At 73.6% G+C, this 24,868-nt stretch carries 23 protein-coding genes; 16 read left to right on the top strand and 7 right to left on the bottom strand.

From position 1 onward, the window contains the following. Positions 1 to 9: 9 nt before the first annotated feature. The 4 genes from A6A08_RS10545 to A6A08_RS10530 all read right to left on the bottom strand — a co-directional run bounded on the left by A6A08_RS10545 (position 10) and on the right by A6A08_RS10530 (position 5,029). Positions 10 to 927 carry an aldose 1-epimerase family protein gene (locus tag A6A08_RS10545; RefSeq protein ID WP_073702381.1) on the bottom strand — a complete coding sequence of 306 codons (918 nt, stop codon included), beginning with the start codon at positions 925 to 927 and terminating at the stop codon, positions 10 to 12. A gap of 112 nt (positions 928 to 1,039) precedes the next feature. Further along, positions 1,040 to 3,760, bottom strand: coding sequence for a serine/threonine protein kinase (locus A6A08_RS10540; protein WP_073702380.1), 2,721 nt, complete (start codon positions 3,758 to 3,760; stop codon positions 1,040 to 1,042). Positions 3,761 to 3,978: 218 nt separating this feature from the next. Then, positions 3,979 to 4,290, bottom strand: coding sequence for a DUF2470 domain-containing protein (locus A6A08_RS10535; RefSeq protein WP_073702379.1), 312 nt, complete (start codon positions 4,288 to 4,290; stop codon positions 3,979 to 3,981). Between the two features lie 196 nt (positions 4,291 to 4,486). Further along, positions 4,487 to 5,029 (bottom strand): YceI family protein, encoded by a 543-nt coding sequence (locus tag A6A08_RS10530; RefSeq protein WP_073702378.1) that lies wholly within the window; start codon positions 5,027 to 5,029, stop codon positions 4,487 to 4,489. Positions 5,030 to 5,180: 151 nt separating this feature from the next. Here A6A08_RS10530 and A6A08_RS10525 point away from each other — a divergent pair, with 151 nt between their 5' ends. The 12 genes from A6A08_RS10525 to A6A08_RS10470 all read left to right on the top strand — a co-directional run bounded on the left by A6A08_RS10525 (position 5,181) and on the right by A6A08_RS10470 (position 15,049). Continuing rightward, positions 5,181 to 5,687, top strand: coding sequence for a MarR family winged helix-turn-helix transcriptional regulator (locus A6A08_RS10525; RefSeq protein ID WP_073702779.1), 507 nt, complete (start codon positions 5,181 to 5,183; stop codon positions 5,685 to 5,687). Positions 5,688 to 5,698: 11 nt separating this feature from the next. Next, entirely contained in the window at positions 5,699 to 6,466 is a 768-nt protein-coding gene (locus tag A6A08_RS10520) for an SseB family protein (RefSeq protein ID WP_073702778.1), read from the top strand. A gap of 118 nt (positions 6,467 to 6,584) precedes the next feature. Beyond that, positions 6,585 to 7,631: an A24 family peptidase gene (locus A6A08_RS10515; RefSeq protein ID WP_073702377.1), complete on the top strand. Its 1,047-nt coding sequence runs from the start codon at positions 6,585 to 6,587 to the stop codon at positions 7,629 to 7,631. A gap of 45 nt (positions 7,632 to 7,676) precedes the next feature. Next, positions 7,677 to 8,858 carry a chorismate synthase gene (gene aroC / locus A6A08_RS10510; protein ID WP_073702376.1) on the top strand — a complete coding sequence of 394 codons (1,182 nt, stop codon included), beginning with the start codon at positions 7,677 to 7,679 and terminating at the stop codon, positions 8,856 to 8,858. A 105-nt stretch (positions 8,859 to 8,963) separates the two neighbouring features. Further along, positions 8,964 to 9,425, top strand: coding sequence for a DUF998 domain-containing protein (locus A6A08_RS10505; protein WP_083609051.1), 462 nt, complete (start codon positions 8,964 to 8,966; stop codon positions 9,423 to 9,425). A gap of 29 nt (positions 9,426 to 9,454) precedes the next feature. Then, on the top strand, positions 9,455 to 9,967 hold the full coding sequence (locus A6A08_RS10500; protein WP_073702374.1) for a shikimate kinase: 513 nt from the start codon (positions 9,455 to 9,457) through the stop codon (positions 9,965 to 9,967). Next, positions 9,964 to 11,064: a 3-dehydroquinate synthase gene (aroB, locus tag A6A08_RS10495; protein ID WP_073702373.1), complete on the top strand. Its 1,101-nt coding sequence runs from the start codon at positions 9,964 to 9,966 to the stop codon at positions 11,062 to 11,064. The genes A6A08_RS10500 and aroB overlap by 4 nt, the downstream gene beginning before the upstream one ends. Before the next feature lie 135 nt (positions 11,065 to 11,199). Further along, the gene (efp, locus tag A6A08_RS10490) at positions 11,200 to 11,763 is read left to right on the top strand and encodes an elongation factor P (protein WP_073702372.1); all 564 of its coding nucleotides are present in this window, start codon (positions 11,200 to 11,202) and stop codon (positions 11,761 to 11,763) included. Then, entirely contained in the window at positions 11,763 to 12,176 is a 414-nt protein-coding gene (nusB, locus tag A6A08_RS10485; RefSeq protein ID WP_073702371.1) for a transcription antitermination factor NusB, read from the top strand. Before efp ends, nusB begins: the two co-directional genes overlap by 1 nt. Positions 12,177 to 12,224: 48 nt before the next feature. Then, positions 12,225 to 13,022: a methyltransferase domain-containing protein gene (locus A6A08_RS10480; RefSeq protein ID WP_073702370.1), complete on the top strand. Its 798-nt coding sequence runs from the start codon at positions 12,225 to 12,227 to the stop codon at positions 13,020 to 13,022. Between the two features lie 126 nt (positions 13,023 to 13,148). Continuing rightward, complete coding sequence (locus A6A08_RS10475) at positions 13,149 to 14,402, top strand: DNA polymerase IV (RefSeq protein WP_073702777.1); 1,254 nt, start codon at positions 13,149 to 13,151, stop codon at positions 14,400 to 14,402. A 242-nt stretch (positions 14,403 to 14,644) separates the two neighbouring features. Continuing rightward, positions 14,645 to 15,049, top strand: a complete 405-nt coding sequence (locus tag A6A08_RS10470) for a DUF3040 domain-containing protein (RefSeq protein ID WP_073702369.1) — start codon at positions 14,645 to 14,647, stop codon at positions 15,047 to 15,049. A 327-nt stretch (positions 15,050 to 15,376) separates the two neighbouring features. Here the strand turns inward: A6A08_RS10470 and A6A08_RS10465 are convergent, their stop codons facing one another. From A6A08_RS10465 to A6A08_RS10455, 3 genes are all read right to left on the bottom strand, one after another. Continuing rightward, positions 15,377 to 17,782, bottom strand: coding sequence for a DUF3488 and transglutaminase-like domain-containing protein (locus A6A08_RS10465; protein WP_073702776.1), 2,406 nt, complete (start codon positions 17,780 to 17,782; stop codon positions 15,377 to 15,379). A gap of 8 nt (positions 17,783 to 17,790) precedes the next feature. After that, complete coding sequence (locus A6A08_RS10460) at positions 17,791 to 19,053, bottom strand: DUF58 domain-containing protein (RefSeq protein ID WP_073702368.1); 1,263 nt, start codon at positions 19,051 to 19,053, stop codon at positions 17,791 to 17,793. Between the two features lie 62 nt (positions 19,054 to 19,115). Further along, positions 19,116 to 20,108, bottom strand: a complete 993-nt coding sequence (locus A6A08_RS10455) for a MoxR family ATPase (protein ID WP_073702367.1) — start codon at positions 20,106 to 20,108, stop codon at positions 19,116 to 19,118. A 510-nt stretch (positions 20,109 to 20,618) separates the two neighbouring features. Between A6A08_RS10455 and mraZ the strand changes: the two genes are divergently transcribed. The 4 genes from mraZ to A6A08_RS10435 all read left to right on the top strand — a co-directional run bounded on the left by mraZ (position 20,619) and on the right by A6A08_RS10435 (position 24,795). Continuing rightward, a complete protein-coding gene (gene mraZ, locus A6A08_RS10450; RefSeq protein ID WP_073702366.1) occupies positions 20,619 to 21,050 on the top strand; it encodes a division/cell wall cluster transcriptional repressor MraZ in 432 nt (143 codons plus the stop codon). A 281-nt stretch (positions 21,051 to 21,331) separates the two neighbouring features. Continuing rightward, positions 21,332 to 22,384 carry a 16S rRNA (cytosine(1402)-N(4))-methyltransferase RsmH gene (gene rsmH, locus A6A08_RS10445; RefSeq protein ID WP_073702775.1) on the top strand — a complete coding sequence of 351 codons (1,053 nt, stop codon included), beginning with the start codon at positions 21,332 to 21,334 and terminating at the stop codon, positions 22,382 to 22,384. Between the two features lie 9 nt (positions 22,385 to 22,393). Continuing rightward, a complete protein-coding gene (locus A6A08_RS10440; RefSeq protein ID WP_073702365.1) occupies positions 22,394 to 22,825 on the top strand; it encodes a hypothetical protein in 432 nt (143 codons plus the stop codon). Next, positions 22,822 to 24,795 (top strand): penicillin-binding protein 2, encoded by a 1,974-nt coding sequence (locus tag A6A08_RS10435; RefSeq protein ID WP_073702364.1) that lies wholly within the window; start codon positions 22,822 to 22,824, stop codon positions 24,793 to 24,795. The genes A6A08_RS10440 and A6A08_RS10435 overlap by 4 nt, the downstream gene beginning before the upstream one ends. The last annotated feature ends 73 nt before the right edge of the window (positions 24,796 to 24,868 follow it).

Genomic DNA, 24,868 nt, shown 5'->3' with positions numbered 1-24,868 from the left:
GGACGACGGTCAGAGGGCCTCGGCGGTGATGCCGAACGTGTGCTCGGTCGACCCGCCCGGCGCGAGCACGATCAGGTCGGTGCCGCTCGCCAGCGCGTTGGGCGGGCAGGTCATCGGCTCGGCCGCCAGGTGGGCCCGGTGGTCGGCCCCGCCCAGGGTGTCGGCGCTGAACAGCTGCAACCAGCCGAAGCTGTGGTCGCACCACAGCGACACCCGGTGCTCCGGGCCGCTCGCCCGCACCCACGCGCGCCCGTCGCCGTCCCGCTCCAGGGCGGAGAAGGCGGTGTCCAGGACCGTGTCGCCGAGCTCGCGGCCCGGCGGGCGGAAGTCGAGCGGGCCGCCGTCCACCGGGACGGGCGAGCCCGAGGGCAGCATCTGCCCGTCGACCGGCTGCCGGGTGCCCGCGGTGACCTCCAGCGTGAGCTCGCCCCGTTCGGCCAGAGCCGACAGGGGCTCGCCCAGGGTCAGGTAGGGGTGGAAGCCCAGTCCGAACGGGGCCGGCGAGCCGCCCCGGTTGCGGGCGGTGGCGGTGACCTCCAGTCCGTCCCCGGTGAGCCGGTAGGTGAGGGCCAACTCCAGGGGGAAGGGGAAGCCGGGCGTGCCCTCGAAGTCCAGGCGCAGCGTGGCAGCGTCCCCCGACACCGCCTCCGGCGACCACGTCCGGTCGTGGACCAGGCCGTGGATGGCCGTGCCCGTGGCCGGGTCGTCGGGTTCGAGGCGGTACTCGGCTCCGTCGAACCGGTAGCCCCTCTCGGTCACCCGGTTCGGCCACGGCGCCAGCACCTGGCCCTGGAAGGCGGTGGGGCCGTCCTCACCGTAGGGCCAGACCACGTCCCGGCCGCGCCAGGTGAGTGATCGCAGAGCCGCCCCCGTGTGGTCGATGCCCGCCCGGTACTCTCCGGCGTGCAGTTCGATCACGTCACCCACCTGTCACTCGCCTTCCCGTCATGTCGTCCGGCCGTACGCCGAACCGGCCGATCATAGCCCACCAGCACCCCGGCGGCCGCGCCCGGCACGGCGGGGCCCGGCCCCGGCGTGCTCAGCCGAGGAGGCCGTCCAGGGGGATCAGTACGCCCGAGCCCAGAGCCACCAGGCCCGTGGACAGCAGCACCACCACCATGAACAGCGATCCGACCACGGCCAGGCGGAACGCCCCCAGGCGTCGGCGGGCTCGGGAGGAGGGCTTCCGGCTGGCCGCCGAGCGCACCAGCGCCACCAGCACCACCGAGAGCAGCACCGGGAACCACCACGCGGCGCCCGTGCCGCCCGGCAGCAGCCCGGTCACCGAGCCGGCCGCCTCCGACAACCATCCCAGGACGGCGCCGTCGTCGGCTTCCAACAGGCCGGTGTAGGCCGAGGTCACGAACTCGCTCTCGGGGTAGAAGCCCTCCGGCGGGCGCAGTGCCCGACCCAGGCCGTCCACCAGGCCCAGCAGGGCCGCCGGGTAGGCGAAGCGGCGGCACCTGCCCGCCGTCATCGCCCGCTGGATCTGGCCCATGGTCCGGTCGGCCCGGCGCCTTTGGCGCTCCTGCTTGCGGGGGCTCGGCGCGGGTTCCCGCGCGCCCTCGGGGCCGTAGGGGTACGGGGGGACCGCCGGGTCGTCCGGCCTGGTCGGGGCCGTGGCGGCCGCGGCCCTGCGCCGTCTGGCGGTGGAGACCCCCTCCCGCACCTGCGACCAGCGCTCACGGGCCGAACCGGCCAACGACGCCCAGCGGTCCTGGCGGCGCGCCCTGCCGTCGGCGCGCTCGCGTTCGGCGATCGCGCCGCCCACCCGGACCGCCTCGGGCAGCAGGAGCACGGCGGTGACCAGGGCGCTCCGGGTCGCCAGGGCATCGCTCCCGGTGCCGTCGCGCAGCGCCAGGCGCCGCTGCTCAGCCCACCAGGGGGCGTGCGGGGCGGTGCTGCGCAGGCGGGGGTGCCAGGACTGGCGCCGCAGCAGGGAGCGGTGGCGGGACGCGGACTCGGGGACCAGCACCAGTTCGACCGCCCGCGCCCACGCGGTGTCCGTCTCGTGGGTGTCGGGACTCCGCGGGGCGTCCGGGCCCGGGCCGACCAGCCGGTCGACGGTCTCGGACACCCGCCGCATGATCAGGGGCACCTCGTGCTGGACGCGCTCCAGCAGCGCGCACCGGCCCGAACCGCCCGAACGGCAGCCCGGGTGCGGGCACCAGTGCTGGGCGCCCAGCCCGACCGCGCCCGAGGTCACGGCCTCGCGTACCACCGCGTGCCGGCTGGCCTCGCCGGTGGCCAGGGCCAAAAGCCCGTCGGCGCTGATCTCGTGCCCCCGGAAGCGCGGCGGCATCCCCGGAACGTACCGTGCGGCCAGCGCGCTGATCGCCACGTGCGCCCGCTCGGGGTACTCGTCCAGGCCGGTCAGGTAGGCGCGGTCGAAGGTGTAGTCGTTGACCTCGCGGTCCAGCCAGGTGCGCAGCTGCGGCCAGTGGCTGCGCAGCCACATGGCGCCGGTCTCGGAGCGGTCGAGCAGGTCGAAGGCCAGGCTCGGCGGGTCCTCGTGGTGGGCCCCCGCGAAGTCGATGGGGCGCAGGCGGCGCGCCGTGCGGATCTGGGGGCGCTCACCGGCCAGCCACTGGACGACCTCGTCGTGGCCCCAGCGCGCGGACGGGGAGGGCGCGAGCAGGCCGCGGACCAGCAGCCGCCAGCGCTCGTCGGTGATCGCGGAGATGTCCACCTCGGTGTTGCGGGCGGTCAGCCAGTTGCCGCCGCGCTCGGGGCGCCGCCCGGTCACCAGCTCGTGCGCCATCACCCCCAGGGACCACCAGGCGGCGGGTGCCTCGCGGCGGCCCTCGACGACCTCGGGCGCCGCGTAGTCCTCGGTGATGGCCAGCCCGCCGTAGACGCGGCTCATGGTGGCGCGCACGGCGCCGCCGAAGTCGGTGAGCGCGACGACCGGCGGATCCAGGGACCGCACCAGCAGGTTCTCTGGTTTGACGTCGGTGTGGTTGTGCTGGAGCTCGTGCTGCCAGTGGTGCAGGCACTCGGCGACCGCGGAGACCACGGCGCGGGCCCTCTCCTCCTCCAGGGGGGCCTGGTCGATGAGGGCGCGCAGCGTCCCGTGGGAGAAGTACTCCTGCGCCTCCCAGGCCAGGTCCTCGCCCCAGGTGCTGGCCGCGGTGCCGTAGCCGTGGATGGCGGGCGCGTGCGGCGAGGCGGTGCCGCGGGCGCGGAGCCGGTCGAGGAGCTCGCGGTTGATGTCGTGCCCGGGCCGGTAGACCTTGAGCGCGAGCCCGCGTCCGGGGGAGTCGGTGGGTTCGGCCAGGTAGACGACGGCCTCGCCGCCCGCACCGATGTGGTCGAGCACCCGGTAGCGGCGGCGCAGCTCGGCGGGGACCGCGTAGTCGAGGTCGCCCGCGGGGCCGACCACCACGCGTGAGACCAGGCGGGCCATCCAGTCCAGGAGGGGGCCGAACAGGGTCCGCCACCAGGGGGCGGGGCCGTCACCGCGGCCGCCGCCGGGGACGGCGGGAGCGGACCGCGGGCCACCGGTCCTCGCCGCGGGGGCGGCGGAGCGCTCCGCTCGGGCGGGGCCGGGCAGGACCCTGGTGCGTTCCGCGCCGGGGGCGGTGACGCGTGTGGGCTCCGTGTCGCCCCGCCGTGCGGATCCCGGACGCAGGACGCGCGTGACCCAGCGTGTGGCTCCCGCTCGGGTGGAGCCCTCGCCGGGTCCGGTCCGCGTGGTCGGCGCGGTGGGTTCGATCCGTTGGGTCGGCGCGTTGTCGTCGCCGGGGTCGGGCATGACCATGGAGGCCGGGGCCGTCCTTCGGATAGGCGTTGGTGTCGTGTCTACGGGCGGGGGATCGACGGTTCTTCCAGAGTAGGCCGACGCGGCCCGTCGCGCGTGCCGTCGGCGGCACCGGTCCGGGATGTGTCGTCCCTGCTCTTTCCGTTCGACTCCTCAGGGCTCCGCGGAGTTCCGCCGCACACGTGTGATCCGGAAGGGGGCCGGAGGGCGCGGAGGCGTCAGTGCCCTCCGCGCGGGGCCGCGCCGAGCCTCTCGCGGGCCTCCTGGTACATGCGCACGACCTCCGCGCGGATCTGGGCGCGCTCGGTCAGCGGCCGGGACCAGGGGATGCGGACGGTGTGCTCGGTACCGTCCACGGTGACCGCGTAGTCGCCGCCGTCGCCGTCCAGGCCCGTCATGCGGGCGGCGGTGGCCTGGGGAAGGCCGCCCAGGGCGCGGCAGATGAGCAGGGTGTCCTCGGGGTGGTCGCCGTTCATGTGGGCGGTGACGGCGGCGACGACCTCCGGGGAGAAGGGGTGGTACGAGGACACGGGACCTCCTGGCCGACGGGTGGGGAGCACACGGGCGAACGCGGGCGGGGGAGGGCGCGCAGCCCTCCCCCGCCGACGATATCCGAGGGGTTCCGGAGATGGTGACGCTGTGTCGTCAAAACTCCGGAAGGGATGGATGCCGTCCCGTCTCCACGGCCCCGTGCGGCTCGCCGGTTCCGCCCGGACCCGGCTCCGCTCAGTCCTGGCGGGTGAACTCGGCGTCGATGTCGATGGTGATCCTGTCGCCGACGACCACGCCGCCGCCGTCCATCGGCATCTCGATGTCCACGCCGAACTCCTTGCGGCTGATCTGCGTGGAGCCGGTGAAGCCGGCGCGGGTCAGGCCGTAGGGGTCGATGGTGGAGCCGTTGAACTCCAGCGTGATCTCGACCGGCCGGGTGTTGCCCTTGATGCTCAGGTCGCCCTTGAGGACGAAGTCCTCACCCTTGGCCTCGATGCCGGTGGAGCGGAAGGTGAACTGCGGGTGCTGCTCGACGTGGAAGAAGTCCGCCGAGCGGATGTGGTTGTCGCGGTCGCCGTTGTCCGTGTTGATGGAGCCCGCGTCGATGGTGGCCTCGACGGAGGACTGCGTGGGGTCCTCGGGGACCGTCAGCGTGGCGTCGAACTTCTCGAACCGGCCGCGTACCTTGCTGACCATCATGTGCCGCACGGAGAAGCCGACGACGCTGTGGGCGGCGTCGATCTTCCAGGTGCCGGGCTTCAGTTCCTGCGCTGCCATGGTGTCTCCCTCACGGGTCGGAGGACCCGGGGCCGGGCCCTGCTCACTGCTGAGTAACAAGGTAACCTAGAAGTATCTTCCCTGGAAGAGGATAGGTATTCCGGAGCGCTCGTGCAAGGCCCCGACGGAAGCCGCCACTACGATGATCCCCATGGACAAGGCCACGTGGCTCGACGGCGAGGAACAGCACGTCTGGCGTGGTTTCCTCAGGATGAACGCCTGGATCTACGACGAGCTGGAGAAGGACCTGCGTGCGCGCACCGGGCTCTCGCTCACCGAGTACGGCATCCTCGTGCACCTGTCGGAGGCGCGCGACCAGCGCATGCGCATGCGGATGCTCGCCGACAGCGTCATCGTCTCCAAGAGCAGGCTCTCCCACCAGGTCGCCAGACTCGAACGCGACGGCTACGTGCGCCGGGAACACTGCGACGACGACCGGCGCGGACTGTGGGCCGTGCTCACGGAGAAGGGCTCCGAGCTCCTGGACCAGGCCGCGCCCGGACACGCCGAGTGCGTGCGCTCCCTGATGTTCGACAAGCTCACCGGTGAACAGGTCTCCCAGCTCGGCGCGATCATCGACGCCCTGGAGGACGACGGGACCCCTCCCCGCGGACAGGCCGGCGCGACCCAGGGCACGCCGTCCACCAGCCCCCGGTAGAGTCGGTGCCCGTGAGCAGACCATCCATCACCGGCGCCCAGAACTTCCGTGACGACGACGGCGGCGCCGACCCCGAGGTCGAGGCGCGCCTGCGCGAGCACGCGTCGGGGCGGACCGGCGACCGCCAGGTGCTGGCCGCGCTCAGCGGCTCCCGTGTGCTCATCCCGGTGGTCGCCGTGGCCACCGAGACGGAGGAGGGCGTCGGCGGGCTCACCAAGGACAAGCACAGCGAGGTGGCCGTCCCGATCATGACGGGCAAGGACGGGCGCCGGGGCATGCTCGCCTTCACCTCGGTGGACGCGGTCCGCCGCTGGCGTCCGGACGCGCGACCGGTGCCCTTCACCACCAAGGACGCCTGCCAGGCGGCCGTGGAGGAGGACGCGGACGCCCTGGTGGTCGACGTGGCCGGGCCGGTGCCCTACACCGTCCAGGGCCGCTTCCTCACCATGCTCGCCGAGACCGGCGTCGTTCCCGAGCCCAAGGAGGACCCGCAGGTCCTGGCGCTCGTCTACCGGGTCACGCACACCGAGTTCGGCATCGAGCGCGTGCGCATCCACCCCTCCGAGCGCGGCGACATCGGCATCCGCCTCGAACTCGACGAGCGCGACGACGAGGTCCTGCGACGCGTGGCCGAGCGGCTCACCGCCGAGCTGCGGCACGTGCTGCCCGGAGGCATCGAGCTGAGCGCCGTCGTGCGCGCCCGGCGGGACGACGGCGGGGAACCCGGGCAGGATGCGGCCGGCGAGGAGCCGGGCCGGAGGGCGTCCGACCAGGAGTGACCCCGGAGCGGGGGCGTCGGCGCCCCCGCGCGTGCGGAGCCGCCCGTCCGGATTCGGTGCTGTCCACAGGCCGGACCTGGTGGTGTCGCCGCGGGGCCCGAAACGATAGCTTCCCAGCATGCCCATCCCCTCGGCATTCGTGCTCCACCCGTACCTGTGGACGACCGTCACCGCCGTCCTCCTCGTTCTGCTCGGTGCGGCGGTGGGCCAGCTCAACGGCCGCCTGGTCGGCCTCTTCGGGCCGGCGCGGACACCGCGGCCCCCCGGCCCCCGGGGCGCGCTCGCGGCGCGCCGGGACCGCCCGCTCCCGGCGGAGCACGAGGACGACGCCGCGACGCTCCCCGCGGACGCCGAGGACGGATCCGGCGAGGGCGCCGGGGGCGGACCCGGTGAGGGCGCCGGGGGCGGACCCGGTGAGGGCGCCGAGGACGGGCCCGGGGAGCGTCCGCCGCCGGAGGAGGACGACGAAGGGCCGCCGCCGCCCCGCTGCCCCCACTGCCGTGCCGAACTCCGCTTCCTGCGCTGGCTCCCCGTCGTGGAGGCCCGGGCGTTCCGCAAACGCGGGGCCTGCCCCCACTGCGAGCAGGTCATTCGCTCCGACCCCGCGGTCGTCGTCACGACCGCCCTCCTCTTCGGTGCCGTCGGGCTCTGGGCCCTGGCCCGGCCCCACTGGTGCCCGTTCGACCTTCCCGCGGTGCTCTGGCTGGTCGCCGTCGGCGTCCTGCTGTCCGTCATCGACCTGCGGGTCATGCGCCTGCCCGACGCCGTCGTCGCCCCCGCCTACCCGGTGGCCGCGGCACTGGTCGGAGCGGCCGTCCTCCTGCCGCCCGGCGGCCCCGAGGCCGACCGGTTCGTGGAGGCGCTGGCCTGCATGGCCTTGGTCACGGTGCTGTACTGGCTGCTGTGGCGGGTGCACCGCACGGGACTCGGCTTCGGCGACGTCAAACTGTCCGGGCTCACCGGACTGTACGCGGGCTGGGCCGCGGGCCCCCTCGGTGCCCTGGTCGCCGTCTTCTGGGCCTTCGCCGCATTCTCGCTGGTGGGGCTCCTCCTCATGGCGCTCCGTCGGCTCACCCGCAGGGATCCGCTGCCGCTCGGCCCGTTCATGCTGGCCGCCGCCCTCGCCACGGTCCTGGCCGGAGGGCCCCTCCTGCCGCAACCCTGAGCCCGGGTGCGCCGCCGCGCACCGATCCGTGGGAGGATCGTGCACATGTTGCGTTGGCTGACCGCGGGGGAGTCCCACGGACCCGCACTCGTCGCGATTCTGGAGGGCCTCCCGGCCGGTGTGTCCGTCACCTCTGACGACATCGCCGCCGCGCTGCTCCGCCGCCGCGCCGGGTACGGACGTGGCGCCCGGATGAAGTTCGAGAAGGACCAGGTCTCCGTCGTCGGAGGCATCCGCCACGGCCGCACCCAGGGGGGACCGGTCGCGATCGAGGTCGGGAACACCGAGTGGCCCAAGTGGGAGAAGGTGATGTCGCCCGACCCGGTCCCCGCCGAGGAACTGGAGGGCGTGGCGCGCAACGCGCCGCTCACCCGCCCCCGCCCCGGGCACGCCGACCTGGTCGGCATGCAAAAGTACGGGCACGAGGAGTCGCGGCCCATCCTGGAGCGCGCCAGCGCCCGCGAGACCGCGGCACGCGTCGCGGTCGGCGAGGTGGCCCGCCGGTTCTGTCGCCAGGCGCTGGGCGTGGAGATCCTCAGCCACGTGGTGTCCATGGGACCCGTCGCGGTGCCCGAGGACGCGCCCGAGCCGCGCCCGGAGGACCTGGACGCGGTCGACGCCGACCCGGTGCGCTGCTTCGACTCCCGGACCAGCGCCCGCATGGTCGAGGAGATCGACGACACCAGGAAGTCCGGTGACACCCTCGGCGGCGTGGTCGAGGTGCTGGCCTACGGCCTGCCGCCCGGCCTCGGCAGCCACGTGCACTGGGACCGGCGCCTGGACGCGCGCCTGGCCGGCGCGCTCATGGGCATCCAGGCGATCAAGGGCGTGGAGGTCGGCGACGGGTTCCGTACCGCCGCCCGCCGGGGTTCGGCCGCGCACGACGAGATCGAGCCCGGCCCGGACGGCGTGCGCCGCCGCACGAACCGCGCCGGCGGCGTCGAGGGGGGTATGACCACCGGAGACCCGCTGCGGGTGCGCGCCGCGATGAAGCCGATCGCGACGGTGCCCAGGGCGCTGGACACCATCGACACCGAGACCGGCGAGCCCGCGCAGGCCCATCACCAGCGCAGCGACGTCACCGCGGTCCCGGCCGCCGGTGTGGTCGCCGAGGCGATGGTCGCCCTGGTGATCGCCGAGGCCGCCGTGGAGAAGTTCGGCGGCGACTCGGTCCCCGAGACCGCGCGCAACCTCAGGGGTTACCTGGACTCGCTCACCATCCGGTGAGTCCGCGCCCCCGGCCTCCCCCCGGGGCGGGTCGGGGGGCGCCACCACGGTCCCTCCGGCTCCCCGCGGACCGCCTTCCGCCGGAGTCCGGGGCCCTCTACCGTGATGTGGAGAGTCCCCCCGACGAAGGCGGCCCCCATGCCACTGACACGCAGGCTCCTGTGGTGCGGGGCGGTCGCGGGCCCCCTCTTCGTCGCGGTGTTCACCGTCGCGGGAGCAGTGCGTCCCGACTACCTTCCGCCGCGCCATCCCGTCGGTTCGCTGGCGCTGACCGGAGCCGGATGGGCCCAGACCGCGAACTTCCTGGTCACCGGGGCGCTGCCAGCGGCTCTCGCTCCTCGCGGGACTGACGTGGACGACGGTGCTCGCCCTCGTCCTGCTGCGCGGGGACGAGGAGCCCTGACGTGGTCCGGGCGGCCCGGCCCCGGACCGGGGCCTTCCGCGCGCCGGGGTGTCCACGTGCTGGGATGTTCCACGCGAGGGAGCGCCCGGTCTGCTAGACAGAGACGAGTACGCAACACGGTGCCGCTCCCCGCGCGGGCGGGGGCGGACCCACGGATTCCCTAGGCAGGCAGAGCGTGGCAAAAGCGATCGCGGTGCTCATCGGTTCGCCCGGATCGGGCAAGTCCACCGTCGGCAGGGCCCTGGCCGAGCGGTTGGACGCGGACCTGCTGTGCACCGACACCGAGATCGAAAGGCGCGCGGGCAAGCCCGTCGGCGACATCTTCATCGAGGACGGCGAGGAGCACTTCCGCGCCCTGGAGCGCGAGGTGGTCGCGGAGGGCCTGCGGGCCTGGGAGGGCGTGATCGCCGTCGGCGGCGGCGCGGTCCTCGACGAGGCCACGCAGAAGGACCTGGAGGGGCACCACGTGGTCTACCTCCACGTGGAGTTCGGCGAGGCCGCCAAGCGTGTGGGCATGGACGTCGCCCGCCCCCTGCTCGCGGGCAACCCGCGCACCCGGCTCCGCCAGCTGCTCAACGAGCGCCTTCCCGTCTACGAGCGCCTGGCCACCGTCACCGTGGAGACGACCGGCTACCACCCCGAAGAGATCGTCGACGCCATCCTGCCCTCGCTGGCCGGACAGGGCGCTGGAAAGGCCCAGCAGTGACCGTGACACGGATCAGTGTGGGAGACCCCACCGGCCGCTACGACGTGGTGGTCGGCAGCGGCGTCCTCTCCGAACTCCCCTCGCTGGTCGGCCACGCCGCACAGGTCGCCGTCATCCACCCCGAGGGCCTGGGCGGGATCGCCCGCCCCGTGCTCGGCGCCCTGGAGGGCGCCGGGTACCGGGCCCACGCCATGCCCGTCCCGGACGGCGAGGCCGCCAAGACCGCCGCCGTCGCCGCCGACCTGTGGTCCCGGCTCGGACAGCGGGGCTTCACCCGCAGCGACGCCGTCGTCGGCGTGGGCGGGGGAGCGGCCACCGACCTGGCCGGGTTCGTCGCGGCGACCTGGTTGCGCGGTGTGCGCTCGGTCCTGGTCCCCACCACCCTGCTGGGCATGGTCGACGCCGCGGTCGGCGGCAAGACCGGCATCAACACCCCCGAGGGCAAGAACCTCGTCGGCGCCTTCCACCCCCCGGCCGGGGTCCTGTGCGACCTGTCCACCCTGCCGAGCCTGCCCCGGGCCGACTACGTCGGCGGCCTCGCCGAGATCGTCAAGGCCGGATTCATCGACGACCCCGTCATCTGCGACCTGGTCGAGGAGGACCCCGAGGGCGCCGCCACTCCCGAGGGCAGGCACACCCGCGAGCTCATCGAGCGCGCCATCCGGGTCAAGGCCGAGGTCGTCTCCGGCGACCTGCGCGAGAGCGGCCGCCGCGAGATCCTCAACTACGGCCACACCCTGGGACACGCCATCGAACGTGCCGAGAACTACACCTTCCGGCACGGCTACGCGGTCTCCATCGGCATGGTCTACGCCGCCGAACTCGCCCGCCTGGACGGCCGCGTGGGCGCCGACCTGGTCCAGCGCCACCGCTCCCTGCTGTCGTCGGTGGGCCTGCCCACCTCCTACGCCCCGGAGGCGTGGCCCGAGTTGCGCGCCGCCATGAGCGTGGACAAGAAGGCGCGGGGGTCCACCCTGCGCTTCGTCGTCCTGGACGGCCTGGCCCGGCCCGCCATCCTCAGCGGTCCCGCCCCCGAGCTGCTCGACGAGGCGTACCGCGCGGTCACGGGCGACGCCCGTGTTCCACAAAGCCACTAGACTGCACACAGGCGACATGCGTACCGGCGCACCCGGGAGGCTTCCCGAGGTGCCCGCGCCCAGCCCCACCGACCACCGACCGGACCCCGCGGGCCCGGTTCCCGACGTGTCAGACCCCTTGGAGAGACGACCGACGTGGCCACGACGAACGACATCAAGAACGGCACGACCCTGCGGCTCGAGAACGGCGTTCTCTGGAACGTCCTGGAGTTCCAGCACGTCAAGCCGGGCAAGGGCGGCGCGTTCGTCCGTACCAAGCTGAAGAACGTCCTCACGGGCAAGATCGTCGACAAGACCTTCAACGCCGGGGCCAAGGTCGAGTTCGCCAACGTCGACCGCCGCGAGATGGAGTACCTCTACAACGACGGGGAGTCCTTCATCTTCATGGACACCCAGACCTACGACCAGATCCCGGTCTCGGACACCGTCGTCGGCGACGCCAGGAACTTCCTGCTGGAGAACACCAGGGCCACGGTGGCCACCCACGAGGGCAACCCGCTCTACATCGAGCTGCCCGCCGCCGTCGAGCTGGAGATCACCCAGACCGACCCGGGCGTGCAGGGCGACCGCTCCACCGGCGGCACCAAGCCCGCCACCGTCCAGACCGGCGCCACCATCCAGGTGCCCCTGTTCATCACCACCGGCGAGCGCATCAAGGTCGACACCCGCACGGGCGACTACCTCGGGCGAGTCAACTGATGAGCGGAGCACGGCGCAAGGCGCGGCGGCGCGCGGTCGAGGTCCTCTACGAGTCGGAGGTGCGCGGCATCTCGGTGGAGGACGTCATCAAGCGCCGCCGGGCCCAGCCCGAGCCGCCGATCAACGAGTTCACCGAGGGCCTGGCCCGTTCGGTCGACGAGCGGCGTGAGCGCATCGACGAGCTCCTGAACACCTACGCCATCGGCTGGACCCTGGAGCGCATGCCCGTCGTGGACCGCAACATCCTCCGGATGGGCGCCTACGAGCTGCTCTGGGCCGACGACATCCCGGACGGCGTGGCGATCGCCGAGGCGGTCGGCGTGGCCAAGGAGCTGTCCACCGACGAGTCGCCCAACTTCGTCAGCGGACTCCTGTCCAGGCTGATGGAGAACAAGTCGACGCTCTCGCTCTGACACCGGCGAGCGGAGGCCGTCGGGGCAACCTGGATTGAGGGGACGCAGGTGACTGACAGGACCAGCGCGACCGCGGCCGCCGGCGGCGGTCCCGGCGCGGGCGGGGCGACCGGACCCGGACGGGCGGCCAACGCGGCGCGGACCGCCGTCGTGTGGGACGCCCTGGTGCAACTGCTGTCCCGGCTCGGACACGGTGGCTCCCTGGAGATCGTCGACGCGGGCGGCGGCACCGGCGGTGCCGCCGTTCCGCTCGCTGAGCTCGGCCACCGGGTCACCGTGGTCGAGCCCAGCCCCGACTCGCTCGCCGCCCTGGAGCGCCGCGCCGCGGAACGGGACGTGTCCGTGCGCGGGGTCCAGGGGGAGACCCGCGACCTGGCCTCCATGTTCGAGCCCGGCAGCGCCGACCTCGTACTGGTGCACAACGTGCTGGAGTACGTGGACGAACCGGCGGCGGCGCTGCGCGACGTGGTCGGTATCACCCGTGAGGGCGGTGCGGTGAGCCTGCTGGTCACCAACGCGGTCGCGGGCGCCCTGCACCGCGCGCTGGCCGGACACATCACCGACGCGCAGCACCTGCTCGGCGACCCCGACGGCCGCTGGGGCGGGAACGACCCCATGCCGCGCCGGTTCACCCGCCAGCAGGTCCTGGAGCTGGTCGGCGGCGCGGGACTGACCGGGGAGAGCGTCCGCGGAGTCCGGGTGTTCGCCGACATCGTGCCCGGGCACGCCTGGGAGGGCGACGCCCACGCCGGGCAGCACCTGGTGGAGCTGGAGAAGGCCGCCGCCGAGTACCCCGAGCTGATCGGGATCGCCACCCAGCTGCACGTTGTCGCCCACCGCGGCTGAACCCCGCCGGCGCGACGGGAGGCGCCCGGGGACGCGGACAGCGGTTCCGGGCCCGCAGGAGGCACACGTACCGGCAGGACATAACCTGACACCATGAGCCGACGCCAACTGGAACGCGGTGCCGCGATGCGGGGCATGGTCACCCCGGGCGGCATCGCGGCGCTGGGCGCCGACTTCCCCGCGGACGGGTCCGGACCGGACGCCGACTGCCACATCCTGCACCTGGACATGGACGCGTTCTTCGCGAGCGTGGAACAGCTGCGCCACCCCGAGGCCCGCGGGCGCCCCGTCATCGTGGGCGGCACCGGCCCGCGCGGCGTGGTCTCCTCCGCCGACTACCTGGCCCGCGCGCGGGGCGTGCACTCGGCGATGCCCATGACGCGGGCCACGCGCCTGTGCCCGGAGGCCCTGGTCTTCCCGCCCGACGGCCGCGCCTACCGGCGGGTGTCGGAGGCCGTCATGGACATCCTGCGCTCGGTGACCCCGCTGGTGCAGCCGCTCTCCCTGGACGAGGCCTTCCTGGACGTGTCCGGCGCGCGCCGCCGCCTGGGCGGACCGGTGCGGATCGCCGCGATGATCCGCGAACGGGTGCGCACCGAGCAGCGCCTCACGTGTTCCGTGGGGGTGGCCGCCACCCGCTTCACCGCCAAGCTCGGCTCCACGCACTGCAAGCCCGACGGCCTGCTGCTGGTGCCCACCGCCCACGTGCGCGGCTTCCTGGACCCGCTCCCGGTCGGGGCGCTGCCCGGGGTGGGGGACCGGACCGAGCAGACCCTGGCCAGGCTGGGCGTGCGCACGGTCGGCCAACTGGCCCGCTACGAGCAGGACATGCTGCGCATGGAGCTGGGCGACAAGGCCGGGACCAGGCTGGCCGAGCTGGCCCGGGGCGTGGACCGGAGCCCGGTGGTACCCGAGACCCCCGACAAGAGCGTCGGCGCGGAGGAGACCTTCGACGAGGACGTCGCCGACCCGGAGGTGGTGGACCGGGAGCTGTTGAGGCTGTCGGAGAAGGTGGGACGCCGCCTGAGGGCGTCGGGTCAGGCGGGGCGCACGGTGAGCGTGAAGCTGCGCCGCGGCGACTTCTCCACGATCACCCGGTCGCGGACCCTGCCCGAGAGCACCGACGTGGCCCGCGAGATCAACGCCCTCGCCCGCGAGCTGTACGCCGCATCCGGTCTGCGCGGGGTGCCGCTGCGCCTGGTGGGGGTGCGGGTCGAGGGGGTCGTCCCGGTGGAGCGGGCGCACCGCCAACTGGCCCTGGGAGAGGAGGATTCGGGCTGGAGGGACGTGGAACGGGTCATGGACCGCGTCACGGCACGTTTCGGCCCGGGAGCGATACAGTCGGCCGTGTTGGCCAAGCGTGACGAAGACGACGTATGATGCGGCAACTTCCGGGGCCTGCGGAACGTTCCAAGGGTAGGACCGGAGTCAGGGTACAAGAGAGGCATGGAAGCCGGTGTTTCCGATTCAGGGCGAGGGTATCGTGGCCGTTGTGGGTCAGGTACGCACGCAGCTTTTCTTTCCACCGAGCGCTAGCGCACCGTATTCTGGGCATACCACTGACCAAGAGAATGTTCACCAGTACCCGTCACCCCAACCGGGGACTGCCGTAGGGAGGCGCCGTGCCGCTCTCTGAACACGAGCAGCGCATGCTCGACCAGATCGAGCGGGCGCTGTATGCCGAGGACCCGAAGTTCGCGAACACTGTTCGCCAAACGAACCCCGCGGTCCATTACAAGCGCTGGATCATCAAGGCCGGACTCGGATTCGTCGTCGGTGTCGTTCTGCTGATGACGGGGCTGATGCTCCAGTCCACAGTCGCCCAGGTCGCCATCAGCGTCCTCGGCTTCCTCGTCATGCTGCTGTGCTTCCTGTGGGGGGCCAGTGCCTGGCGCAGGGCATCGGGAGGCGGCGCCGAGGCCGCAGCCGCGGCGGAACCCAAGCAAAAGCGCAAGGGCGGGAACCGCCCCGGGATGATGAACCGCTTCGAGGAGCGCTGGCGCCGCCGCCAGGAGGGCGAGGAGTAGTCCTCGGACCGCCTCTCGGCCGCCCCGCGCACCTGGTCACGACCCTCTTGCCGGTGGATGCCCGGAGCGGGTCCCTCCGGGCACGGAGCACAACGTGGTGGGGCCCCGCACGATGATCGTGCGGGGCCCCACCACGTTCTCGTGTCCCGAAGCGGCTTCCCCCGCGGGCCTTTCGCGGCGCCGGCCGGGAAGGCCCACCGGGCGCGCCCGCCCGGAGCGGTCCCGCTCCCGGCGCCGCCGCGGGGCGCCGACGGTGCCACCGGAAGCAGGACCACAGGGCCGCTGGGAGAGACCCCGCACGTCAGCCGGCGGCGTGCGCGGCCGGGGCTACGGGGTCACGGGCTCGGGGCCCGGGGCCGGACGCGGACGGCGCCACGGAGCCAGTGAGCGGGGCAGCAGCACCGCGCGGACGCGTGCCGCCGGGCCGACCACCGCGACCAGCCCGGCGAGGGCCGTCCGCAGGTCCTCGCGCAGCCCCTCCGGGGGTTTGGGCGAGGGCGCGTAACGCGCCGCCTCCTCGGCCAGGGCCAGGCGCCACAGCGCCTCCGCGGCCTGCGGCGACACCGGTCCCGGCGCCGCACCCGACATCAGTCCTCCCGGCTCCGCCGTCCTCGGCGCCGGTCCCGAACGGGCCAGACGCTCGGCCGTGGCCCGCGGGCTCTCCGCCAGAGCCCACGTACCGCCCAGGTCCAGGCACGTGTCCCGCAGCTCCCGCCAGGCGCTGTGCGCCCCCGAGGCTCCGGCGGCACCCGCCGACAGCGCGGACATCCGGGACCAGCGCACCAGGGCGCGGACCAGAGCGGGCAGCGCCAACAGCAGCAGCCCGGCCGCCGCGGCACCCGCCGCGGACAGCCACGCCGGACCCGTGCCGGTCCCGGCGTCGTCGCCGGGCGCCGCCGACGAGGTCGGCTCGTCCTCGGGCTCCTCGCTCTCCTCGGGTGCCCGGCTCGGCACCTCCTCGGGTGCCCCGTCGTCCTCGGGCCGCTCCGGCGCCTCGTCGGACGGGAGGTCGGGCTCCTCGGGGACGGTGCCCGGGCCGTCCGAGCCCTCCTCCGAGCCCCGCGCGTAGTCGGGCACCGACGCCGAGCCCTGCCCGTCGGCCGCGGCCGGGGTCGGCTCGAAGCGCACCCAGCCCACTCCCTCGAAGTACAGCTCCGGCCACGCGTGGGCGTCGCCCGACGACACCGACCACCGGCCGTCGCCCAGGCGCTCGCCCGCGGTGTAGCCCACCGCCACCCGCGCCGGGATGCCGGCCTGCCGGGCCATGACGGCCATCGCCCCCGCGAACTGCTCGCAGTAGCCCACCCGGTCCTCCAGCAGGAAGTGGACGAGCGGATCGGCGTCGGTGGGCACCGCGGGCGGGTCCAGGTCGTAGGTGAACGCGCCCCCCGTGAAGTACTCCTGCAGCGCCACCGCCCGCTCGTAGGGGGTCCGCGCCCCCTCGGTCAACGCGTCGGTCAGCTCCTGCACACGCGGGTCCAGCCCGCGCGGCAGGTTCCGGTAGTCGCCCGGCAGCGACCGCGGGCTCCCGGTGTCGGACAGCTCCTCGGCCGTCGGCACCCGGTCCACGGTCTCCACGGTGAAGCTCAGACCCGTGGGAGCGCTGTCGGTGGTGAACACCATGAGGCTCCTGGGATCGACGTACCACTCACCGGTCGCCCTCACCGTGCGCGCCCAGTACGGCAGTGGCAGGAAGTCCATCCGCGGCGTCTCCGAGTCCAGCGAGATCCGCGTGGTCACCACGCCATCGGAGGGAGCCGAGCCCCACCCGGTCGGCAGCGGCAGCTCTCCGTCGACCCTGGCGTCGATCGAGGCGTTCACCGGGGTCATCGTCCAGTTCACGCCGTCGAACTCGTCCAGCACGTACGTGCGCAGGTACTCGGGCTGCTCGGTGTCGGTCCGGTAGGTCAGCACCGTGCGGTCGGAGAAGGCCAGATCACGGCGCAGGGAGACCAGCGGGTGCGTGGTGGTGATGAGGTCGCCGCCCGTGCCGATGTAGGTTCCGTCGGCCATCGTGTGGAGCGCGTCGGTACGCAGCGAGGGCAGCGCCAGCGGCACCGTCAGAGCCAGCAGCACCGCGGCCGCCGAGGCCAGCGACACCGTCACCGCCCTGCGCACCGCCCCCAGGGCCCCTGCTCGGGAACCGTGCCGGCCGGGCTCGGGGACGGGCATCCCCCACTCGTGGCCGCGCAGCCACATGTCCATCGCGAGCAGCAGCAGGAAGCCGGTCGCGCAGGCGGCCGCGGGCAGCCAGCCCACTCCGGAGTCGTCCACGATCAGCGGCACCGACACCAGCGCCAGCAGCAGGCCGCCGACCATGCCGGGGCAGCGTGCCGTCACCGCGAGGAAGTCCGCGGCGACCGTGAGGATCGTGAGGGCCAGCGCGATGATTAGCATGACCCCGGCGGAGGAGGAGACCGGCGGCGTGCTGCCGTTGATGGTGTCCACGCCCTGCTCGAACGCCAGCACCAGGTGCGCCAGCACCTGGTCGGTGGGCAGCAGCCCGAGGGGGGCGACGTGCCCGGCGAACAGCGGGGTGACCAGGAGAGCCGCCACGAGCGCCTGCAGGAACGGCACCGGGAACGTGTTCCACCGGCTCAACCGGTACAGCGCGGACACGCCGGCCACCGCCGCCATCATGACGAAGGCCGGGACCCACCACGTCCCGCCGCGCACGAGCGAACCCAGCAGGGGCAGTGCCATCAGCATGCAGGCCAGGGAACCCAGGGGCATCAGTGCTCTCAACGCGGTCCCCTCCCGGGGGTGTGCGGGCCGGTGCGTGCGGTCCTCGCGGTGGGCGCCGCCGCGGTCGACCCGGTCGCGCGGCTCCACAGCGGCGGCAGTTCGGCGGCGGAGGACAGGACGATGACGTGCCACCCGGCGCCGGCCAGCACGTCGCGGACCCCGCCCAGGGTGTCGGGTCCGGGCCAGGCGGCGTGCACGCACAGTACGGCGACGCGGAGCCCGCCGCCCGTCCGGGACAGCGCGGCGGCCTCCTCCGGGCCGACCGCGCCCAGTACCGCCACCACCAGGCCGGCGGTCCCTCGGGCGTCGGCCATCATGCCGATCCCGCCGAGGAGACCCGCGGTGTCGGAGGGCTCCGTGACGGCCAGGCCGTCCAGGACGCCGGCCGCGGTCGCGGTCTCCATCCGGCCCCGCTCGGTGTGGAAGCGCAGGTCGTGCCCGCTTCCGAGCAGGTTCACCGCCACGGAGGCGGCCACGCTCACCGCGGTCTCCAGGGACCCCGAGGGGCCCGCGGCGCCGTGCGCGCCGCGCCGCGTGTCCAGCAGGACCGTGCTGTTCTCGCGCCAGTGCTGCTCGTCCCGGCGCACCATCAGCTCACCGTGCTTGGCGGTGGATCGCCAGTGCACCCTGCGCAGGTCGTCTCCGTACCGGTACTCGCGCGGAACCGGGTCCTGTTCCCCGGCGCCGCTCACCGAACGGCGCGGGGAGTCCTCGCCCGCGGACCCGTCGGCGGCGCCCAGCGGGCCCAGCGGGACGGTCACCGGGGTCACGAGAAGGTGCGAGGGCGCGCCCACGTGGCGGCTGACCCGCACGCACCCCAGCGGATCGGTCACCCCGACCCGCAGGGGGCCGATGGGATAGCTCCCGCGTACGGCGGGCCGTACCAGGTAGCCGACGTCGCGTACGGCGCGCGGCCCCAGGTAGCCCACCGTGTAGCGGGGCTCGACACCCAGTGGGACGGGCAGCGTGTCCGACACCGACACCGAGGCCACCGGCCAGGTCGGCGAGGAGTTGCCCACGCGCACCTGCACCCGGGCGTCGTATCCGGCCCGGATCCGGGCGGGGGTCACGGTACGGCTGTGCACGAGGCGCGAGGCGGCGCCCAGGACCGTCAGCGCCGACAGCGGCGGGACGGCGACCAGCAGCACGCCCACGCCCACGATCTCGCGCTGTCCCACGAGGAGACCGGACACCAGGGCGACCAGGCCGAAGGCGAGCATGCAGGCGCCTCGTGCGGTGAGGGTTCGGTGCGGGCGCATGGACCCTCTCTCGGGGCGGATGCGAACAGGGGACGAAGGGGCGGGGTGTCGGGGGAGCGGGGTTACTGGGGGCCGGGGACGGGCAGGCGCGCGACCAGTTTGGCCACGATCTGCTCGGGGGAGAGCCGCTCCATCTGCGCCTCCGGCCCGGGCAGGAGGCGGTGCGCGAGCACCGGCACGGCCAGGGCCTGCACGTCGTCGGGAACGACGTAGTGCCGTCCGTCCAGGGCGGCGTAGGCGCGGGCGGCCCGCACCAGGTGCAGGGTCGCGCGGGGAGAGGCGCCCAGACGCAGCTCGGGGGCGGTCCGGGTGGCGTTGACCAGGTCCACGACGTAGCGGCGCATGCCCGGGGCCACGTGTACCGAGTGCACCCGGTCGGCGAGGTCGCGGATCTGGGCGGCGCTGGTGACGGGCGCCAGGCCGTCCAGCGGTGAGCGGGAACTGTGCGAGTCGATCATGTCGAGCTCGGCCTGGGGGGCGGGGTAGCCGACCGAGACGCGGGCCATGAACCGGTCGCGCTGGGCCTCGGGCAGGGCGTAGGTGCCCTCCATGTCGGCGGGGTTCTGGGTGGCCACCACCATGAACGGCCGCTCCAGGGTGCGGGTCTGGCCGTCGACGCTGACCTGCCGCTCGGCCATGCACTCCAGCAGGGCGGCCTGGGTCTTGGGCGAGGCCCGGTTGATCTCGTCGCCCAGCACGATGTTGGCGAACACCGGCCCGGGGTTGAACTCGAACTCGCGCCGGTCCTGGTGGTAGACGCTGACGCCGGTGATGTCGCTGGGCAGCAGGTCCGGGGTGAACTGGACGCGCTGCACGGAGCAGTCGACGGCCCGGCCCAGGGCCTTGGCCAGCATGGTCTTGCCGACGCCGGGAACGTCCTCGATGAGCAGGTGGCCCTCGGCGAGCAGGACCGTCAGCGCCAGGCGCAGGACCTCCGGCTTGCCCTCGATGACGGTCTCGATGGCGCCGCGGACGCGGTCGGCCACGGCGACGATCTCACCGACGTCCTCCTGGACGCCGCCCCCGCGACCGCCGTGGTGTGTGCCGAGTGACACCAGACCCCTCCCGCTCCCTATGGCTCCGTGTGTCGGTCTGCGGAACCGAGGCTCGCAAGCCCCCCGGTTCCCCCTGGTCGGTCTCAACCCTGGCCGGGTGGCCCAAGGAGGACCACCAGGATACGCACCAGCCACCCGCGAGAGCACAATATGCGCCAATCAGGGTCACTTCCCCCCCTCGTGCGGGAGCCGGGGACGCTGGTCAGCGCACCGGCGGACCGCGGCCTCCTCCCCGAAACCCGCACGTGGCCCGGGCCGGGAGTGCGAGGGTCGTCGGAGGACGCCCGTGCGGTACCCGCACACCGCTTCGGGCCGACCCGGCGACACTCCACGCCCCCACTTCGCGCTCCACTCTCCCCCACCTCCACGCTCAGCGTCCTGACCTGCGCATTTATCGATTCTTCGGGGTCTGAATCCTGATTGGAGCTGTTGACGGTGGGGAAGAGTGGAGTAAGGTGGAGCAACGTGGAGAGGGTGAATTCTCCGCTTCGAGGGAGAGGAGGTGGGAGCGTGTTCCTCGGCACCCACACGCCGCGCCTCGACCAGAAGGGACGGCTCTTCCTTCCCGCGAAGTACCGCGACGAGCTGTCGGGGGGGTTGGTGATCACCAAGGGCCAGGAACGCTGCCTCTACGTCTTTCCGACGGAGGAGTTCCGGCGCATCACCGACGCGCTCGCCAGCACCCCGGTCACCGCCAAGGCGGTCCGCGACTACAGCAGGGTCCTCTTCGCCAGCGCCTCGGACGAGAGCTGCGACAGGCAGGGCAGGGTCACCATTCCGGCCAAGCTGCGCGAGTACGCGGGTCTGGACCGCGAATGCGTCGTGATCGGCGCCAACACGCGCCTGGAGATCTGGGACGCCGGGGCGTGGTCGGACTACGAGGCCGAGCAGGAGCCCGCGTTCGCGCAGCTGTCGGAGGAGGTGCTGCCCGGGGTGCTGTGACCCCGGCGGAAGTCGCCGCCGGTCCGACCAGCACACAGTCCACACCCTCGCAAGCCGGAGTCCGGCAACGGCCTCCGGGCGCGGTGTCCCGCGAGCTGGCGCGACTTCCCCGGTGCCAGGTCGTGAACGCGGGTCCGCCGAAAGGTGGACAATAGCGGCCGTGTCCGGAGGCCCGCCGGAATCCGCCGGGCCACGCAGGGACACCGTGGAGCGCGCACCGGTCATGGTGCGGCCGCGGCGACTCGGGGGAAGACGGTGACAGCGTGGAGGAACAGCAGCGCATGGGGGACATCCGGCAGCACGGCGGCTCGGGGGACGACGGCGCCCGCCCGGACGGCGAACGAGGCATCGAGGCGCGCGTGGCGGCGGCCCGTGCCGGACTCGACCCCCTGCACGTACCCGTGATGCTCGACCGGATCGTGGAACTGCTCGCCCCCGCCCTGAGCAGGCCCGGAGCCGTGCTCGTCGACGGGACCCTGGGCCTGGGCGGCCACTCCGAGGCACTGCTCAAGGCGTGCCCCGAGATGCGCCTGGTCGGCGTCGACCGCGACACCACCGCCCTGGAGCGCAGCGCCGAACGCCTGGCCCCCCACGCCGACCGCACCCACTTCGTGCACGCGGTCTACTCCGACATCCCGCGAGCCCTGGACGAGGCGGGCGCGGCCGAGGCCGACGCGGTCCTGCTCGACCTCGGCGTGTCCTCGCCGCAGCTGGACGAGACCGACCGCGGTTTCGCCTACGCCCACGACGCGCCCCTGGACATGCGCATGGACCGCACCCAGTCCCTCACCGCGGCCGAGGTGGTCAACACCTACCCGTTCGCCGAGCTCACCCGCGTCCTGCGCACCTACGGCGAGGAGCGCTTCGCCTCGCGTGTGGCCAGGGCCATCGAGCGCCGCCGCGCCCAGGCGCCCATCGAGTCCACCCGCGAGCTGGCCGAGCTGGTGCGCGAGGCCATCCCCGCGGCCACCCGCCGCACCGGGGGCCACCCCGCCAAGCGCACCTTCCAGGGTCTGCGCATCGAGGTCAACGCCGAACTGTCCATCCTCGAACGCGCCCTGCCCGCGGCCGTCGCGCGCCTGGGCATGGGCGGGCGCATCGCCGTGCTGTCCTACCACTCCCTGGAGGACAGGATGACCAAGAGGGCGCTGGCCGCACTGTCCACCGACACCACCCCCGCCGACCTGCCCGTCCCCCTCCCCGACCGGCAGCCCGAGCTCCGGCTTCTCACCAGGGGGGCCGAACTCCCCACGGACGAAGAGAACGAACGCAATCCGCGCGCCCAGTCGGCCCGCCTCCGTGCGGCCGAACGCGTGCGGCCGCCGCGGCAGTAGGGAGACCAGATGAGCACGAGGACGGACACGCGCCGCGCACCCGCCCGCGGCAGGAAGGCCGCGGCGGGGGCCGCGGCCCCCGGACGCGCCCCCGCGCCCCCGACCGCGGAACGCGCACGCGCCAGGGCGGGCGCCCAGGCGCGGGCGCCGCGCATCCCCTTCGTCCTGCTCATCCTCTGCCTGCTCGGCGGCGCCCTGGTCGGCCTGCTCGTGCTGCGCGGCGTCGTGGCCGAGGGGGCCTTCACCATCGCCAACCTCCAGGAGCAGAACCAGCAGATGTCCTACGAGGAGCAGGAGCTGAGCGACACCGTCGCCCGCCTGCAGAGCCCCGAGCGCATCGCGGAGGAGGCCGAGGCCATGGGCATGGAGCAGGGGGAGGCACCGCGCTTCCTCGACCCCGGGCGCGGTGAGGTCACAGGGAACGCAGGGAGCGGTGAGTGAGCACACCCAGGGACCGGCGCCCCCGAGACCCCCGCAGGCCCGGAGCGGCCAGCCGCTCGGGCTTTCGGCCCAGTAAGCGCCCCCAGCGCGAACCGCGGCGCCCCGACGGCGGAGCGCGTCCCCGCTCGTCCGCGGGCTCCCGGGGACGGGTGCCGCGCGAGGCGCGCGGCGGCGAACGCGTCCGCCGCCGCCCGGCGTCCCCACCCCCGCCCCCGCCGCTGCTGCGCCGCACCTTCCGCAGGGGCCGGCCGCACGGGCGCATCAAGGTCGGCGGGGTACTGATCCTGGTGATCCTGCTGCTCTTCGCCGGGCGCCTGGTGCAGATCCAGGGGCTGGAGGCCGACCACTACGCCGAGGCGGCCTCCAACACGCGCCTGCAGACCATCGACATCCCCACCCTGCGCGGCCAGATCACCGACGCGGACGGCAAGCCGTTCGCCTTGTCGCTGGAGGTGCGCACCGTCTTCGTGGACCCCCAGGAGGTCGATCCGGAGGAGCGCACCCGGCTCATCGACGAGCTCGCCGCCCGGTTCCACCTCGACAGGGACGAGGTCGCGGCCAAGGTGGACGCCAAGCCCGGCCGCTACGAGGTGATCGCCCGCGAGGTCCGGCCGGGGGAGTGGGAGGACCTGGAGGAGCTGGGCCTGTCCGGGCTGGGTTCGCAGGTCTCCTACGAGCGCGCCTACCCGGGGGAGACCGGAGCCGCCGACCTGGTCGGCTTCGTCGGCGCCGAGGGCCATGGCCTGGAGGGGCTGGAGGGCTACCTCGACGACACCCTGGCCGGGGAGGCGGGCAAGCGCCGGGTCGAGGTGGGCATGGACGGCACCCAGATCCCCATGGCGGGCGGCCTGGTCCAGGAGCCCGTGCCCGGCCAGGACGTGCGGCTGACCCTGGACCAGGAGATCCAGTGGTACGCCGCCCAGACCCTCGCCGACAGGGTGGAGGAGCTGGAGGCCGAGGCGGGCAGCGTCATCGTGGAACGGGTCGGCACCGGCGAGATCCTCGCCATGGCCGACTACCCGACCTACTCCCCGAGCGACATCTCCAGCAGCAGCTCGGAGGAGTGGCTCAACGGCGCGGTGGCCGAGACCTTCGAGCCGGGCAGCACCAACAAGGTCATCACCCTGGGTGCCGCGCTGGAGGAGGGGGTCACCACCCCGGAGACGGTCTACACCGTGCCCTACAGCATCGAGTACCTCGACCAGACCTTCCGCAACTCCACCGACCACGGCACCCAGCGCCTCACGGTCAACGGCATCATGGCCCAGTCCAGCAACGTCGGCACCATCAAGATCGCCGACCAGGTGGGCGCCGGGGTCCTGCACTCCTACATGAAGGACTTCGGGCTCGGCCAGCCGACGGGGCTGCAGCTGCCCGGCGAGGAGGCGGGCCTGCTGACCGACCCCGAGGACTGGTGGGGCACCCAGCTTCCGTCGGTCTCCATCGGCCACGGCCTGTCGGTGAACGCCGTGCAGATGGCGTCGGTGTACTCCACCATCGCCAACGGCGGCGTGCGGGTGGCCCCCCGGGTGGTCGCCGGGACCGTGGACCCCGACGGCCGCTTCACCCCGGCGGAGGAGCCCGAGCGAAGGCGCGTGGTCGGCGAGGAGACCGCCGAGCAGCTCGCGCTGATGCTGGAGGCGGTCACCAGCGACGAGGGCACCGCGCCCGAGGCCCGCATCGAGGGGTACCGGGTCGCCGGGAAGACCGGCACCGCCAACCGGATCAACCCGGAGACGGGAAGCTACGAGGGCGGCGGCTACACGGCCACCTTCGCCGGCTTCGCGCCCGCCGACGACCCGCAGGTCGTGGTCCAGGTGGTCCTGCACAACCCGAAGGAGACCTACTACGGCGGCGAGGCCGCCGGGCCGGTGTTCAACGACATCATGTCCTTCGCCCTGAAGTCCCTGAAGGTCCCGCCGACGGAGACGGACCCGCCCGCCATCCGCCTGTTCGAGAACACGCCTTAGACGTACTGAGGTCGACCCCGGACACGGCGAAGGCCCGCACTCCCCGGCGGACTGAACTGGTCCCCAGAAGTTG

It is taken from the genome of Nocardiopsis sp. TSRI0078 (assembly GCF_001905145.1).
Taxonomy (GTDB): Bacteria; Actinomycetota; Actinomycetes; order Streptosporangiales; family Streptosporangiaceae; genus Nocardiopsis.
The sequence above is the reverse complement of the archived record's forward strand: the minus strand, read 5'-3'. Positions and strand labels throughout refer to the sequence as shown.

What these genes read in the sequence shown, in the direction of transcription:
- A6A08_RS10540 (WP_073702380.1), bottom strand. Translation starts at nt 3,760, where the DNA reads ATGGTCATGCCCGACCCCGGCGACGACAACGCGCCGACCCAACGGATC.
- A6A08_RS10530 (WP_073702378.1), bottom strand. Translation starts at nt 5,029, where the DNA reads ATGGCAGCGCAGGAACTGAAGCCCGGCACCTGGAAGATCGACGCCGCC.
- A6A08_RS10525 (WP_073702779.1), top strand. Translation starts at nt 5,181, where the DNA reads ATGGACAAGGCCACGTGGCTCGACGGCGAGGAACAGCACGTCTGGCGT.
- A6A08_RS10515 (WP_073702377.1), top strand. Translation starts at nt 6,585, where the DNA reads ATGCCCATCCCCTCGGCATTCGTGCTCCACCCGTACCTGTGGACGACC.
- aroC (WP_073702376.1), top strand. Translation starts at nt 7,677, where the DNA reads ATGTTGCGTTGGCTGACCGCGGGGGAGTCCCACGGACCCGCACTCGTC.
- A6A08_RS10505 (WP_083609051.1), top strand. Translation starts at nt 8,964, where the DNA reads ATGTGGAGAGTCCCCCCGACGAAGGCGGCCCCCATGCCACTGACACGC.
- nusB (WP_073702371.1), top strand. Translation starts at nt 11,763, where the DNA reads ATGAGCGGAGCACGGCGCAAGGCGCGGCGGCGCGCGGTCGAGGTCCTC.
- A6A08_RS10475 (WP_073702777.1), top strand. Translation starts at nt 13,149, where the DNA reads ATGCGGGGCATGGTCACCCCGGGCGGCATCGCGGCGCTGGGCGCCGAC.
- A6A08_RS10465 (WP_073702776.1), bottom strand. Translation starts at nt 17,782, where the DNA reads ATGCCCCTGGGTTCCCTGGCCTGCATGCTGATGGCACTGCCCCTGCTG.
- A6A08_RS10460 (WP_073702368.1), bottom strand. Translation starts at nt 19,053, where the DNA reads ATGCGCCCGCACCGAACCCTCACCGCACGAGGCGCCTGCATGCTCGCC.
- rsmH (WP_073702775.1), top strand. Translation starts at nt 21,332, where the DNA reads ATGGGGGACATCCGGCAGCACGGCGGCTCGGGGGACGACGGCGCCCGC.
- A6A08_RS10440 (WP_073702365.1), top strand. Translation starts at nt 22,394, where the DNA reads ATGAGCACGAGGACGGACACGCGCCGCGCACCCGCCCGCGGCAGGAAG.